At 44.8% G+C, this 14,850-nt stretch carries 20 protein-coding genes; 7 read left to right on the top strand and 13 right to left on the bottom strand.

Annotation, left to right across the window (positions count from 1 at the left end):
* Nucleotides 1-79 precede the first annotated feature (79 nt).
* From F7R24_RS04260 to F7R24_RS04235, 6 genes are all read left to right on the top strand, one after another.
* Nucleotides 80-760: a Bax inhibitor-1/YccA family protein gene (locus F7R24_RS04260; protein WP_151670007.1), complete on the top strand. Its 681-nt coding sequence runs from the start codon at nt 80-82 to the stop codon at nt 758-760.
* A gap of 72 nt (nt 761-832) precedes the next feature.
* Complete coding sequence (gene tusD / locus F7R24_RS04255) at nt 833-1,231, top strand: sulfurtransferase complex subunit TusD (protein WP_151670006.1); 399 nt, start codon at nt 833-835, stop codon at nt 1,229-1,231.
* Nucleotides 1,228-1,608 carry a sulfurtransferase complex subunit TusC gene (gene tusC / locus F7R24_RS04250; protein WP_151670005.1) on the top strand — a complete coding sequence of 127 codons (381 nt, stop codon included), beginning with the start codon at nt 1,228-1,230 and terminating at the stop codon, nt 1,606-1,608. Before tusD ends, tusC begins: the two co-directional genes overlap by 4 nt.
* A gap of 23 nt (nt 1,609-1,631) precedes the next feature.
* Nucleotides 1,632-1,919, top strand: a complete 288-nt coding sequence (gene tusB / locus F7R24_RS04245) for a sulfurtransferase complex subunit TusB (RefSeq protein WP_151670004.1) — start codon at nt 1,632-1,634, stop codon at nt 1,917-1,919.
* 13 nt (nt 1,920-1,932) lie between these two features.
* Nucleotides 1,933-2,250: a TusE/DsrC/DsvC family sulfur relay protein gene (locus F7R24_RS04240; protein WP_151670003.1), complete on the top strand. Its 318-nt coding sequence runs from the start codon at nt 1,933-1,935 to the stop codon at nt 2,248-2,250.
* A 159-nt stretch (nt 2,251-2,409) separates the two neighbouring features.
* A complete protein-coding gene (locus tag F7R24_RS04235) occupies nt 2,410-2,973 on the top strand; it encodes a chemotaxis protein CheW (protein WP_151670002.1) in 564 nt (187 codons plus the stop codon).
* A gap of 19 nt (nt 2,974-2,992) precedes the next feature.
* Here the strand turns inward: F7R24_RS04235 and F7R24_RS04230 are convergent, their stop codons facing one another.
* From F7R24_RS04230 to F7R24_RS04170, 13 genes are all read right to left on the bottom strand, one after another.
* Nucleotides 2,993-3,766 carry a TatD family hydrolase gene (locus tag F7R24_RS04230; RefSeq protein ID WP_151670001.1) on the bottom strand — a complete coding sequence of 258 codons (774 nt, stop codon included), beginning with the start codon at nt 3,764-3,766 and terminating at the stop codon, nt 2,993-2,995.
* Nucleotides 3,767-3,796: 30 nt separating this feature from the next.
* Complete coding sequence (locus F7R24_RS04225) at nt 3,797-4,147, bottom strand: PilZ domain-containing protein (protein WP_151670000.1); 351 nt, start codon at nt 4,145-4,147, stop codon at nt 3,797-3,799.
* An 18-nt stretch (nt 4,148-4,165) separates the two neighbouring features.
* Nucleotides 4,166-5,158, bottom strand: coding sequence for a DNA polymerase III subunit delta' (locus F7R24_RS04220; RefSeq protein ID WP_151669999.1), 993 nt, complete (start codon nt 5,156-5,158; stop codon nt 4,166-4,168).
* Entirely contained in the window at nt 5,155-5,787 is a 633-nt protein-coding gene (gene tmk / locus F7R24_RS04215; RefSeq protein ID WP_151669998.1) for a dTMP kinase, read from the bottom strand. Before tmk ends, F7R24_RS04220 begins: the two co-directional genes overlap by 4 nt.
* Nucleotides 5,784-6,836, bottom strand: coding sequence for an endolytic transglycosylase MltG (mltG, locus tag F7R24_RS04210; RefSeq protein ID WP_151669997.1), 1,053 nt, complete (start codon nt 6,834-6,836; stop codon nt 5,784-5,786). Before mltG ends, tmk begins: the two co-directional genes overlap by 4 nt.
* 6 nt (nt 6,837-6,842) lie before the next feature.
* A complete protein-coding gene (gene pabC, locus F7R24_RS04205) occupies nt 6,843-7,697 on the bottom strand; it encodes an aminodeoxychorismate lyase (protein WP_151669996.1) in 855 nt (284 codons plus the stop codon).
* Between the two features lie 33 nt (nt 7,698-7,730).
* Complete coding sequence (gene fabF, locus F7R24_RS04200; RefSeq protein ID WP_151669995.1) at nt 7,731-8,969, bottom strand: beta-ketoacyl-ACP synthase II; 1,239 nt, start codon at nt 8,967-8,969, stop codon at nt 7,731-7,733.
* Between the two features lie 97 nt (nt 8,970-9,066).
* The gene (acpP, locus tag F7R24_RS04195) at nt 9,067-9,300 is read right to left on the bottom strand and encodes an acyl carrier protein (RefSeq protein ID WP_010323864.1); all 234 of its coding nucleotides are present in this window, start codon (nt 9,298-9,300) and stop codon (nt 9,067-9,069) included.
* 168 nt (nt 9,301-9,468) lie between these two features.
* Complete coding sequence (fabG, locus tag F7R24_RS04190) at nt 9,469-10,212, bottom strand: 3-oxoacyl-ACP reductase FabG (protein WP_151669994.1); 744 nt, start codon at nt 10,210-10,212, stop codon at nt 9,469-9,471.
* 24 nt (nt 10,213-10,236) lie between these two features.
* Nucleotides 10,237-11,172, bottom strand: a complete 936-nt coding sequence (gene fabD / locus F7R24_RS04185) for an ACP S-malonyltransferase (protein WP_151669993.1) — start codon at nt 11,170-11,172, stop codon at nt 10,237-10,239.
* Between the two features lie 100 nt (nt 11,173-11,272).
* Nucleotides 11,273-12,289, bottom strand: a complete 1,017-nt coding sequence (gene plsX, locus F7R24_RS04180; RefSeq protein WP_151669992.1) for a phosphate acyltransferase PlsX — start codon at nt 12,287-12,289, stop codon at nt 11,273-11,275.
* A 2-nt stretch (nt 12,290-12,291) separates the two neighbouring features.
* A complete protein-coding gene (gene rpmF, locus F7R24_RS04175) occupies nt 12,292-12,474 on the bottom strand; it encodes a 50S ribosomal protein L32 (protein ID WP_151669991.1) in 183 nt (60 codons plus the stop codon).
* A gap of 16 nt (nt 12,475-12,490) precedes the next feature.
* Entirely contained in the window at nt 12,491-13,015 is a 525-nt protein-coding gene (locus F7R24_RS04170) for a YceD family protein (protein ID WP_151669990.1), read from the bottom strand.
* A 410-nt stretch (nt 13,016-13,425) separates the two neighbouring features.
* Here F7R24_RS04170 and iscB point away from each other — a divergent pair, with 410 nt between their 5' ends.
* Nucleotides 13,426-14,772: an RNA-guided endonuclease IscB gene (gene iscB, locus F7R24_RS04165; protein WP_151669989.1), complete on the top strand. Its 1,347-nt coding sequence runs from the start codon at nt 13,426-13,428 to the stop codon at nt 14,770-14,772.
* The last annotated feature ends 78 nt before the right edge of the window (nt 14,773-14,850 follow it).

The following is a 14,850-nucleotide window of genomic DNA, read 5'->3' as shown; positions in this document are numbered from 1 at the left end:
TTAGGTCAAAAACTTGAACTTAGGGTAATTTACCCTGATTATTAGCCCTGTTCCAGATTTTACTTCAATGAGGACTACTATGGATAAAGTACAAGAATTGGGTTATCGCTCAGAAGCGTCAGTAATCCAGACCAATAAATTGATTCGCAACACTTACATGTTGCTTGCCATGACTTTGGGATTCAGTGCCGTTACGGCAGTGATCTCCATGATCATCAACCCTCCATTTTTTATGTATATCGGTAGTGTACTGGTCAGCTTTGGTCTGCTTTTTGTACTCCATAAAAAACAGAACTCTGCTGCAGCTCTACCGCTGGTATTTGCCTTTACAGGTTTACTAGGATTTGGTTTAGGTCCTATCCTTAACCACTACTTAGCTATGTCTGGCGGTGGTCAAATAGTCATGACCGCACTCGGCATGACGGCTCTTACTTTCGTGGGCTTGTCAGCTTACGTGATGAGCAGCAAGCGTGACTTCAGCTTTATGGGTGGCTTCTTAGCGACAGGCGCGATTGTGATGCTGATCGCTATGGTTGTTTTGCTGGTTCTGCCTTTCTTCGGCGTTCATATTCCAGCATTACACTTAGCTTTCTCAGCTTTAGTAGTTCTGCTGATGGCAGGCTTCATTTTGTACGACACTAGCAATATTGTGAATGGTCATTACCAAAACTATATTATGGCTACTGTTGGTTTGTACTTAAGTATTTACAACTTGTTTGTTCACCTACTTCACTTAGTAGGCGTATTAAGCAACGACTAATCGCTTTAGCTTTAGAAAACCCCGCCTTCTTTGTTAAGATGGCGGGGTTTTTCTTTTCTAAGGGTTTATCAGATGATTTTCACCCTCGTTATTCATGCATCACCCGTGCAACATCAAGCACCAGAAACCGCACTTCGCTTTGCACGTGCGCTTTTGGAAGCCGGACACACTTTGCATCGAGTATTTTTTTATCGTGACGGTGTCTTTAATGGCAACGCTCTATCCAGTAGTGCTGCAGATGAACCCTGCCTACCGTCTGACTGGAGGTCTTTAGCTGACGAGCATAAGCTCGATTTAGTGGTTTGTATCGCCGCTGCCATAAGACGAGGCGTACTCGATAGCAATGAAGCACGCCGTTATGACAAAACACACCATAATCTTGCAGAAGGGTTTGAGTTATCGGGACTCGGCCAATTAATTGAGGCTGCTATTATCTCTGATCGCGTAATCACCTTTGGAGGTCGAGGATGAGCCCTGAAAAACAACCGACACCTAAGCGCTTTTTGTTGATTTTCAACTCGCCTCCTTATGGCACTTCAGCCGCACGAGACTTGCTGGACATTGCCTTAACCTGCTCGGTGTTTGAACAAAACATCAGTCTTTTATTTTTAGGAGATGGCGTGCTTCAGCTGCTTTCGAATCAACACAGCGCTCCTTTACGTCAAAAAAACCTCAACGCATTGCATTCATCGCTAGCCATGTATGATATCGAGGCAGTCTATGCTGAAGATAGCGCTTTAACTTATCATGGCATCGAGATAGATCAGCTTCAGATTAATGCAACTGAACTTAATACAGATGCAATTAAGCAACTGATTAATGAACATGATGTTGTCTTTACGCTTTAACGACTGTCTATCAAGAGCATTTTATGAGCAAATCACTGCATACCCTTAATACGCCACCTTCAGACTTACATAAACTAAATCAGTGCCTAAAAGCGCTGTCTGAGACCGATGAGTTGCTACTGATTGAAGATGCTGTTTACTTAGCGCTTCCTATCCATCGTACAAAACTTCCCACGCATATCATCATCCACGCTCTGGATATAGATATCGAAGCCAGAGGAATTAAAGCTGATGAATCTGTCGTGATAATTAACGATGCGGAGTTCGTCAACCTAACCTTACGTTGCGATCGAGTGGTCAGTTGGTTTTAATTAGGCTTAGCAAATGAACTATCAAGACTTGCTGGATGATGAAGGGTATTTGTTTAAACTGGAAGATTGGTCTGAAGATCTTGCTGTCGAACTGGCTAAGGAAAAAGGAATTCAACTGACCGATGATCACTGGGAAATTATTCGAGTGATTCGACAATTTTACCTAAATTATGAACACTCTCCCGCCATGCGTCCTTTGTGCAAAGCGGTGAGTCGGGAGCTAGGTGCTGAAAAAGGACGTAGCATCTATTTGATGAAGTTATTTCCTGGTAGTCCAGCTAAATTAGCAGCATGTATTGCTGGATTACCTAAACCTGATAACTGTTTATAATTTTTAATGGGCAAAATATGCTTTTCATCCTAGACTTGTTTAAAGTGCCAATGCAATTCATGGACATATCATAGTCACATGCATTTATTACCGCTATAATCCAAATCAATATTATCGTCACCGTCAGCCTGTTATGGCTAGCAGAAAGGAACCTTGATCATGAGTTTAGAGGCCGCTGCAGAGCAAATTAAAATGATGGAGAAGATCTCCGCGAACAAGAAAAAGCAGGAAGAAAACGCACGCCGCGCTAAAGAAGAGGAAGTCGTTTACCACCAGTGGGCTACCTTTAGAGTGAATCAAGAGCTCTACGGTATTGATGTAATGCAAGTCAAAGAAGTCTTACGTTATGTTGAAATTACACCCGTTCCTGGCGCTGACTATTCCGTACTAGGCATCATTAATGTGCGCGGTAACGTCGTCACAGTGATAGACACTCGTAGACTCTTTCATATGTCTGACGTACCTTACGATGATGAAACGCGAATCATTATTGTCGAGTTGAACGATAAGGAAGTCATTGGTTTAGTGGTAGACAGTGTGGATGAGGTTATCAACTTACCGACTAATCGCGTTGATCGAGCGCCTAATTTGAGCGGTGACGAGTCAGCTAAACGCTTCGTACAAGGTGTTTGCTATCACAACAACATCTTAATCATCTTATTAGATCTGACTAAGATGTTGCTAAGTATTACACCTATGTCTGATGATGACCTAGGCTTTTGATATACTAGGATTTAAGAAACTAAGCTTTTGAGAAAAGACGATAAAAGTTTTCACTAGAGACCCTTGCAACCGTTTCTAGTGAAACCCCTTTGAGATCCGCTACACACTGTGCCACTTCAACGACATAAGCAGGCTGGTTCTGTTTACCGCGATAGGGAACGGGTGCCAAATAAGGCGAGTCCGTTTCGATCAACAAACGTTCAAGAGGAACTGCTTTGACTACAGCTCGTAGCTCTTCAGCATTTTTAAAAGTAATGATCCCTGAAAAAGAAATCATGTAATTAAGATCCAGTGCCTGCATCGCCATATCGAGCGACTCGGTAAAACAATGCAATACACCCGCTGTTTCTGAATTACCATGCTGATCAATAAGATCAAGCGTATCTTTTCTAGCATCACGGGTATGCACTATCACGGGCAAACCTAAATCACCTGCGACACGAAGATGACCAGCAAAGCTCTCATGTTGAGCATCGATATGATCACGAGAATAATAGTAATCTAATCCAGTTTCGCCTATCGCAATAACACGATCCTTTGCAGCAGCTTCTCTAAGTCTCGGTTCATTAAAAGGCTGTTCATCAACATGCAATGGATGAACTCCGGCTGAAATATACACGTTGTTAAATTCTCGCGTTACCCTTTCCATCTGTTCAAACTGATCAAGATCAATCGATACACATAACATTTTATCAACATCACGTGCATGAGCAGCGTCCACTAAACTCGGTAGTGTTGCATTAATTTTTTCTAGATTGATACGATCGAGATGACAATGCGAGTCTATAAACATACTTCGAAAAAAATCCTGATATAACTGCGTTTAAATAGTGTAAGTGCGTCTAGAGCTGTTCAATGCGCCCGCTAAGTAATTTTCTATCTTTCTAACCAATGGTGCATCATCAGATGTCAACTGAATGCCAATACCCGGAACCCGTCCACCTTGAGCGGCTTTAGGTGTTACCCAGATCACTTTACCCGTCACCGGTATTTTTTCTTGCTCTTCCATAATAGTCAGCAACATGAAAACTTCTTCACCCAGTTGATAGGAGCGTGATGTCGGAATAAACAACCCACCATAGGTCACAAATGGCATAAAAGACTTGTAGAGATCTTCTTTATTTTCTATTGATAACGATAAAATACCATGGCTAATTCTAGGCACTATGGACATCGAACTATTCCTTCATCATTAACGAACCAGTTTAACCCAGCCTAACAACAGCGTTTCAAGAAGCAACTGTCGATTTGGATTGTGGCGTTGCAATAAACTAACACGCTCAGATTGAACGTGATCCAACAAATTAAACACCTGCATCGCGTTCGCCCTGTTAGAAACAGCACTGAGCATTTTTTGCATATCTTTATTGCTGATACTCAAGGCTTGATCATCAGCCTGTAGACGAACAATATCAACTAATAAGCTATGTATCCATTCTAATAATTGTAACAGATCTTCTTTATAAAGCTTTTCAGCCACGGCAACCGCCGTAATGCGTGCTTTGAGAAGATCTCCTAAGCTTTTCATGAAGGATGCACGTAAGGTAATTAAGTCTCGCTGAAACAGATCTTTCGCCTTCAAAGGAGCACCTTGCGAAATAGACAATAACTGCTCTGCTCTATCATGGCTAAGCGATAATTCTTCAGCAAGCCAAGCAGTTGCGATCGCATGATCAGGAAAAGGGAATGTCACTTGTTGGCAGCGACTTCGAATGGTCGGCATCAGTTGACCCGGTAAATGAGAAACTAATAGCAGTAGAGTATTATCGCCAGGCTCTTCCAAAGACTTCAGTAAAGCATTCGCAGCATTGATGTTCATGCTTTCGGCAGGTTCCATCACGACAACACGATAACCACCTTGTTGTGCTGTACTATGTAAAAAGCTCATTAACTCACGTACTTGATCAACCTTAATCGGTTTACCCTGCTCTTCTGGATGCAGATAGACTTGATCAGGATGTGTTCCACTACTAACCAACTCACAACTTCTACACTGACCACAAGGTTGTTGATTAACAGGGCGATGGCACAGTAAGAGATGTGCAAAGGCATGAGCAAACTCACTTTTACCTATGCCGGTATGACCACTTAATAAGATCGCATGAGGTAATTTAGATTGCTGATGCTGCATGACCAATCGCTGCCATAAAGGTCTAGCCCAAGGCAAAACGACTGGTTTGTTCATACTGCAGGCACTCCAAGCTTATCGAATAACACCTGATCAATCTGGGCTTGAACTCGGTCAATTGAAGGAGTCGCATCAATAATTGCAAAGCGCTCAGGTTCTTGCGCGGCTCTGTGTAAATAAACCTTACGTACCTGTTCAAAAAAATGCTGCTGCTCAGCTTCAAAACGGTCAAAAGCACTTCTCTGTCTTGCTCGCTCTAATCCCACTTCAACGGGCAGATCAAGAAGTAATGTCAAATCTGGTCGTAAACTTTGCTGAACCATAGCTTCTAAGGTCGATATCCATTCGAAAGAAACTCCTCTTCCACCACCTTGATAAGCAAAGGTAGCATCCGTAAAGCGATCACATAAGACCCAAGTACCGGCTTCTAACGAAGGTTTAATTAAGGCGTGAAGATGCTGAGCACGCGCAGCAAACATCAGTAACAACTCCGCCATCTCCGATACAGATTCGTCACGAGGTTGCAAAAGCAAGGCTCTAATCTCTTCTGCCATCTCGGTACCACCAGGCTCTCGTGTAACAACCAGTTTAATACCAGCGGCTGCTAGTCGACATTTAATGTGCTCTAAATTAGTGCTTTTGCCAACACCCTCAACACCTTCAAGGGTAATAAAACGACCTGTCATGGTGTATTTCCTGCTGGCGGTGGTGAAGATCGATAATCGCTGCGACGATTGCGTTGATAGCGATTTACAGCGTTATTGTGTTCTCGCAGTGTGGCTGAAAAGTGATGCGTTCCATCACCACGCGCGACGAAATACAGCGCATTACCCTCTAATGGATTAAACGCCGCTACGATGGCTTCGCGACCAACCATGGAAATGGGCGTGGGGGGCAAAGCATCTATGGTGTAAGTATTCCAAGGAGTTGGACGCTGCAAATCAGCGCGAGTAATACGGCCTACGTAACTGTCTCCCATACCGTAGATAACGGTAGGGTCTGTTTGTAAGCGCATGCCGATATTAAGGCGTCGAACGAAAACACCTGCGATTTTGCTTCGTTCTGCAGCAACACCCGTTTCACGCTCAATAATTGAAGCCATAATGACCGCTTCATAAGGTGATTTATAAGGTAAGCTTTCGTCACGAGACATCCATTGTGCTTCTAGGAAGCTTTGTAAGTCTCTATTGGCGCGACGTAAAATATCGACATCAGTCGCCCCACGAATAAACTGATAGGTTTCTGCCAAGAACATCCCTTCTGCGGGTAAATCAGGATCACCAGTAATGATCTCCATTAACTCAGCTTCGGACTTATCTTTTAGGGTTGGTTGGATACGTTCATCCGCGTGAAGAGCCGTGATCATTTGACGAAAGGTATGACCTTCGATAATGGTAAAGCGATGCGCGATCACATCACCACGATTCATTTGATCGATCACATCCATCAAGCTTCTGCCTGGATTAATAGCGTACTCACCAGCACGAATGGAGGTTAATTCAGGATGAAGACGGCTATAAAGACGCATAAAATCGGCCTGCTTAAGCCAGCCATCAGCCTCAAAACGACGCATCAACTGTTGAAAGCTAGTTCCTTGATTCACATTAACGACAACTGTCTCTTCTATCGGCAGGGGGGCGTAAAGTTCACGTTCATGATAATCAAACAGATACCATGCAGCTACGACAGCAACAATGATAGCTAGGAGGAACAACAAAAACAGTTTTTTTAACATCAAGGACTACTCTTCCATCAGCAACTGTTGAAGTTTACGGGTCATTGGACCCACTTCAAAGCTGTGTTGTTCCAATTGACGCAGTGGCCAAATTTCGATCAAGCTATTACAGAAAAAAACTTCATCGGCTGCAATTAAATCATTTTTGGTCAATTTACATACATCAACATCCATATCTGCGGAACGCGCAAGATCTATCAAGTGATTGCGCATAATCCCTGCGACACCATAATTTACAAGATCCGGCGTTTTAAGTACCTGATCTTTCACTATGAATAGGTTACTCATTGTCCCTTCAGCAAGATACCCATCGCTTCCACAGAGTATTCCTTCACGTATATCGCTATCGCTCCATTCAGCTCTCGCTAGCACCTGTTCTAAGCGATTCAAATGCTTAATACCCGCTAGTAATGGAGCGCAACTGAGTTGAATGCTACACCAACGCGCTTTAATGCCCAAAGTTGATGGTTGATCTGGGTAAGATGGAAAGGGAAAAAGCTGCACTATACGAGTCGGTGATGAGTGAGTCGGTAGTTGATAGCCACGACCACCGACACCTGCCGTCACCATAATTTTCAACACACCCTGCTCTACCGATTCAAGAAGCGATACATCCTTCTCGAGCTGTTCCTGAAGTGCATCAACTGGAATTTTTAATCGCTGACAACTCGCTATCAATCGATCAATATGAGATTGCCACAATAAAGGTTTGTTTGCAGAAATTTTCAGAGTTTCAAAAACGCCATGACCATAACTTAAACCGCGATCTTGAATATTAAGATCACTACTGTTTTGACCATTCACAAGCTGCTGAATTACGTCTGCCATGGGAATAAAGTGTAGCTCACTACAATCATGCATAAATGACACTTCCTTGTGTTGTGAAAGACAGGTTTACATCTGTCTAAATACCAATGTTCCGTTCGTACCGCCAAAACCAAATGAATTAGACATTGTGCCCTTAATTAGGCAAGGTTGAGCATGATGAGCGACATAATTCAGGTCACAGCCTTCAGACGGGTTATCAAGGTTTATCGTAGGTGGTGCAACTTGATCTCTGATAGCTAGCACACAAAATGCCGCTTCAACGGCTCCTGCTGCACCCAATAGATGGCCAATCATCGACTTAGTTGAGCTCATACGTGCTTGTGAAGCAGAACTACCCAGTACGGTTTTAGCCGCATTTGATTCGGCAATATCACCCGCTGGAGTGGACGTGCCATGAGCATTGATATAATGGATCTCATCAGCATTCATACCAGCGTCTCTCATCGCATTTTGCATAGACAAAGCGGCCCCTGAACCATCTTCGGGAGGTGCTGTCATATGAAACGCGTCATCGCTCATACCAAAACCAGCCAATTCACAGTAAATTTTGGCACCACGTGCTTTGGCACTTTCGTAAGACTCGATAACCAGGATTCCTGCACCTTCACCCAGTACAAAACCGTCTCGATCACGATCCCAAGGGCGACTAGCCGCTTCTGGATTATCGTTTCGAGTTGATAAGGCTCTTGCCGCAGAGAAACCAGCAATCCCTAGTGGTGTTGTTGCCATCTCTGCACCACCTGCAATCATGATGTCAGCATCGCCATACTGAATCATACGCATCGCATGACCAATATTGTGGGTACCGGATGTACAGGCCGTGGTAATGGCTATATTAGGTCCACGAAAACCATATTTAATTGCTATATTTCCAGCAATCATATTGATGATGCTACCCGGGACAAAGAAGGGTGACACTTTTCGAGGACCGGAAGCATTAAGAAGATCATGGGTACGCTCAATCATGGGTAATCCACCAATGCCTGATCCTATTGCGCAGCCAATCCTAGTTGCATTCTCTTCAGTCACTTCAAGACCTGCATCCTCAATCGCCTGCATAGCAGCAACCATGCCGTATTGGATGAACAGATCCATCTTACGACCTTCTTTAGGATTCATGTAAGGCTCGAGGTCAAAAGCCTTCACAGGTGCCGAAAAACGCGTAGCAAATGCTGACGTATCGAAATGCTCGATCAGCTGGGCTCCGCTCTTACCAGCAAGAATATTGTCCCACGCATCCCTTACAGTGTTACCGACCGGAGTTAGCAGACCTAACCCAGTTACAACCACTCTTTTGCGAGACATTTGTTCCTCCAGAAATACACACCATCAACAGAAAAGCCGCACTATATAGGATATATATAGGTGCGGCTTTTCAACAAAACCACCAGAATCTTATTGATTACTGATGAGCGTTGATGTAGTCAATTGCTAGCTGAACAGTGGTAATTTTTTCAGCTTCTTCGTCAGGAATTTCAGTTTCAAATTCTTCTTCTAGTGCCATCACCAGCTCAACGGTGTCGAGCGAGTCTGCACCTAGGTCTTCAACGAAAGAAGCACTATTAACAACTTCCTCTTCTTTTACACCCAGTTGCTCAGCGATGATTTTCTTAACGCGCTCTTCAATATTACTCATATCTCTTCCTATATACTTATAGACACCATCACATCCCAAGATGCGAGACGCAATTTTATTAGAACCAATGACACACTAGCAAGCATGTCGACCGATTTAGTTATTGCTGACCGACAATTATCAACATATCAGCACAAAAAACAATTCTTTGTTGCTGATTATGTGCATTTAAGCCATATACATGCCGCCATTGACATGTATTGTTTCACCTGTTACGTAACTACCACCCTCACTTGCCAAAAATCCAACAACTGAAGCAATTTCATCGGGTTGACCTAAGCGAGCCATCGGAATTTGCCCTTGCAGAATGTTTTTATGCTCATCAGCAAGACCAGAGGTCATATCCGTTTCAATAAAACCTGGAGCAACGCAATTGACGGTAATATTTCGGCTAGCGATCTCTCGAGCCAATGCGCGTGAGAAGCCTTCTAGTCCAGCTTTCGCTGCAGCATAGTTAGCTTGACCTGCATTACCCATCGAACCGACAACCGAACTGATGCTTATAATACGCCCCCAGCGAGCTTTAGTCATGCCACGCAAGCAACCTTTTGCTAAACGAAAGTTAGCACTTAGGTTGGTGTTGATGACAGAATCCCACTCGTCGTCCTTCATACGCATCATAATATTGTCGCGAGTGATACCAGCATTATTAACCAGAATCTCAACAGCACCAAATCTTTCGGTAATTGCTTTTAGAACTCCATCGATAGACGCAGCATCCGCAACATCAAGAACCATTCCGCAACCGCCATTACCAGCCGCTAATAGGTAACTACTGATAGCATCGGCTCCCTTATCACTGGTTGCTGTACCGATGACAATGGCGCCTTGTGACGCCAAGTTTTCTGCAATGGCTTTACCAATACCACGGGTAGCACCGGTAACAAGCGCGACTTTACCTTTAATACTCATAAGTCTCCCTGAATCCACACAAAATTAAACTAGGCTTAGGGCTTTTTCGAAGTTCGCAGAATCAGTTAGCGAAACAACCTCAAGCGATTTATCTATTTTTTTATTTAGCCCACACAGTACTTTTCCAGGGCCGCATTCAACCGTCATAGTGACTCCTTCAGCAATCATTCGGTTAACTGAATCAGTCCAAAGCACGGGATAATATAATTGTGAAACTAGGTTTTCGCGAAGCTGCTCTAGATTACCAGAAAGATCTGCTGTTACGTTTTGAACCACTGGAATAGCAGGCATCAAAAGCTCAACTTCAGCGAGTGCTTTGGCCATTTCTTGTGCAATCGGTTCCATAAGGCGACAATGTGAAGGAACACTAACAGCAAGGGGAATGGCACGTTTAGCACCCGCAGCTTTACAAGCTTCCATCGCTCTCTCTACCGCAGCCTTTTCACCTGCAATCACCACTTGACCTGGACAATTAAAATTAACCGGAGCAACGACTTGATCTTCAGCTACAGACTCACAGGCAGCAGCAACACCTGCATCATCCAAGCCCAATATTGCGGCCATTGCACCTGTGCCTGCAGGAACAGCTTTTTGCATCAACTCGCCACGTAACTGAACTAGCTTTACGCCTTCAGCTAAAGACAGTGATCCTGCACACACCAAAGCCGAGTATTCACCTAAGCTATGGCCTGCCATCACAGAGGGTTTAGCACCGCCCTGCTGCAACCAAAGACGCCAAAGTGCAACGCTAGCCGTTAATAGTGCTGGCTGAGTGACCTCAGTGGAGTTAAGGCGCTCTTCAGGCCCTTGTTGTACTAGATTCCAAAGATCGTAACCTAAAGCTTTTGAAGCCTCAGCAAAGGTTTCTTCAATGACCGGATGAGTTGCAGCTAAATCAGACAACATACCTAGCTGCTGGGAACCTTGTCCCGGAAACACAAAAGCCAGCACTTGCGACATAAATTCCTCTTACAACAGTCCTGAGTATAAAACTCATACATAAGTTCTAAAAAGCATAGTGTACAACATTGCGCGCAGAGATAAACGATAAGTCGATCGACTAAGAGAGATGGTTTTGAAGATTAGCAGCAATACGGGCCGGAATATTCAGTCTAGAATCTGTTATTGCCTGTTCTATAGCCGCTTCAAAATGACGACTACTGGCACTGCCATGGCTTTTGACTACAATTCCCTGCAAACCTAATAAACTGGCTCCATTCCTTCGACCTGGATCTATTTGCTGCTGTAACTCTTTTAGAACCGGTTTAGCAAGCAAGCCCAAAAGACGACGATAAAGGTTTCGAGTAAAACTTTGCTTTAACTTATCCGCAATAAGTCTCGCTAAACCCTCATTACTTTTTAAAGCGATATTTCCTGTAAAACCGTCGCAAACAATCACATCTGCGCGGTCATTAAACACCTCACCACCTTCTATATAGCCAATGTAGTTAAGACCAGTATGCGCTTGAATAAGAAGTGCAGCCTGTCTTACCTGATCATTTCCTTTGATCTCTTCGACACCAATATTTAGCAAAGCCACTCGAGGAGAAGGATTATTTTCCACTGCTGAAACCATCGCTGATCCCATCAAGGCAAACTGATACAACTGCTCTGAACTACAGTTGATATTCGCGCCCAAATCCAGCAGATAGCAATGACCCTTGTTCGTTGGTATCGCACTAATAATGGCAGGGCGATCTATACCAGCCAATCGACCTAGCAGGCTACAACCAAACGCCATCAATGCACCGGTATTACCCCCACTGACACAAGCTGAAGCAAGCCCTTCTTTAACCAACTGCATCGCTTTGAACATAGAAGAATCGCGCCTATGCCTTAAGGCAAACGAAGGTTTGTCTTCCATGCTAACCACGGATTCGGTATGCAGCAAATGGATACGATCTTTAAGATACTTAGGCAGCTTACTTAGAAAGGGATTTAAAACTGAAACATCACCAGCTAGGTGAATGTGTAACTGAGGGTATTTCTTTAACTGATTAATGCATGCGGGAATGGTGATACGGGGACCGAAGTCCCCGCCCATCGCGTCAACAGCAATGCTTAGTCTTTCAGACAAGCTTACTCAGCGTCTTGCTTGTTGATCACCTGACGGCCACGGTAGAAACCGTCTGCAGTCACATGGTGACGACGGTGAGTTTCACCAGTCGTTGTATCAACTGCTAGGGTTGGGCCGCTCAGCGCATCGTGTGAACGACGCATATCGCGTCTTGAACGGGATTTTTTGTTCTGCTGTACTGCCATGGTATATAGCTCCTGATTAACGCTTATCGACCTTGTCTTTCAACGAGGCCAACACACTGAAAGGGTTAGGTTTTTCTTGCTGAAGACGAACTGTCTCACTTTCGCCCCAAGATGTTTTAACTGAACAATCCAGGTGCTTTGGCACGCTAGGTAAGCTCAAAATAAGTTCATCTTCAACGATCGGTAACAACTCTACGTCTTCCTCTTCCACAAGAAGAGGATCAAAATATCGAGGCAGGTTTCGTGCTTGCTCGTCGTTAAGAACAACGGCAAGATTAAAGGTTGCTTCGACATCTATACTGACCGGCTCCAAGCAACGCTGACAGGTCATCAATACTTGACCTTTAGCTGTTCCTGTCACGGTACGCAGATGCTGTTCATCTACTGCAAATTCCAAAGTTACATCTACTGCGCCTTGCTCGCTGCACAAAAAAGATGCAAGGCGAGGCATCGCTGAAATTTCAGCGATTCCGGTAATCTGCGCTCCCCGCTCAGCAAGTTTGCGCGGATCTGCTTTTTTCGGTATTGGACCATTCGACATAAGCGCGCAATTCTAGGGGCTGCAGTCCCATCTGTCAAAGGGATTCAGGCGTTTCCTTCAATAAAAATCGATAACACAGTAAGATAACACCCTATTTTAACTGATAAGGCCAGGTCAACTACCCCTGCCTGAAGGCAGGAGCTTGTAAAAGCAAGCTTGGTTGTCCAGGGAAAGCGGTATCTAACCCGCTCCGTTAGCAACAGGTCGTTAAGACCGACCGGCGAATGCTTCCTCAGTTCGCCGCTCTCGAAGACTAGAATCACGACAGCGAAGGGTAAAACGCCGAAGGTTCTAGTCGCCGCTTCTTAAAAAAGCGGGAGCCGGTTGCTGACATTCCCGAGGGGAGACAGGGCGCAAGCCCTGCGTTACTAGAGTCCGTAAGGACTGTGATTAAATCAGGAGAAAGCAGCATGGCTGTTTTTGTTTTGGATAAACGCAAGAAGCCGCTTATGCCCTGCTCGGAAAAACGAGCACGGCAGTTGGTTGAGCGTGGACGGGCGGTGGTGCATAAGATGCGCCCTTTTTCCATCCGGCTGAAAGATAGATTGGCTGGTGAGTCTAGCTTTCAGCCATTACACGTCAAAATTGACCCTGGCAGCAAAACCACGGGGTTAGCTGTCGTGCGTGAAGATGAGCAAAAGCCTGAAAATCAATCGGTACTGAGCTTGTTTGAGCTCATACATCGTGGTTTTCAGATCAAGCAGGCGCTGGAGCAGCGTCGCGCTTTTCGCCGTCGCCGTAGGAGTCAACTGCGTTATCGTCCTGCACGATTTAACAATCGCACTAAACCCACAGGTTGGTTACCACCGTCACTGCAGCATCGCGTGGATACGACGGTGGCTTGGGTTAAGCGCCTAATCAAGCTGGCCCCGATATCAGGTATCCAGAAAGAGCTTGTACGCTTTGATACACAGATGCTCGAAAATCCCGAGATCAGTGGTGTTGAGTATCAACAAGGAACGCTACTGGGGTATGAAGTACGCGAATACTTGCTTGAAAAATGGGGAAGAGAATGCGCTTATTGCGGTGAGCAAAACGTACCGTTAGAGATTGAACATATCTACCCCAGAAGCAAAGGCGGCTCAAGCCGTGTGAGCAACCTGACGTTATCCTGCCACGCGTGCAATCAGGGCAAAGACAATATGCCGATTGAGGCATTTTTTGAACAGGATAAAGGATTGAAAACACGCCTGAAGAAAAATGGTAAGTCATCGGGTAAACAGCTTGAACGTGTACTAAAGCAGTGCAAGAAGCCACTGTGCGATGCCGCCGCCGTAAACGTTACACGCTGGTGTCTGTTTACTCGTCTCAAGCAGACCGGATTACCCGTAAAAACAAGCACAGGCGGGAAAACAAAGTTCAATCGACAACGTCTTGGTATTCCAAAGACACACGCACTGGATGCTGCTTGTGTGGGCCCAGTCGATTTAATCCAAAACTGGAAGCAACCTACTTTGCAAATCAAGGCGTCAGGGCGTGGTAGTTATCAGCGCACACGACTGGATCGCTTTGGTTTCCCACGCGGCTACTTAATGCGCCAGAAGAGTGTTAAAGGTTTTCAAACCGGTGATCTGGTGAAGGCTGAGGTGCCATCAGGTAAGAAAGAAGGCACCCACACTGGGCGGATCGCCATCCGAAAAACCGGAAGTTTCAATATCCAGACGGGAAGCCAAATTATTCAAGGCATCAACTGGAAGTATTGCACTTTAATTCAACGCGGTGATGGTTACGGCTATCACAACATTTCAACTAACTAAACAAGAGGGCGCGAGTAATCAGGAAAACAAGGACTCTACCGAGTCCGCGCTATCCTTCCCCGCACAATAAGTACGGGG

The sequence above is a fragment of the Nitrincola schmidtii genome, assembly GCF_008973715.1.
Taxonomy (GTDB): Bacteria; Pseudomonadota; Gammaproteobacteria; order Pseudomonadales; family Balneatricaceae; genus Nitrincola; species Nitrincola schmidtii.
This window is presented reverse-complemented; position numbering and strand designations above follow the sequence as displayed.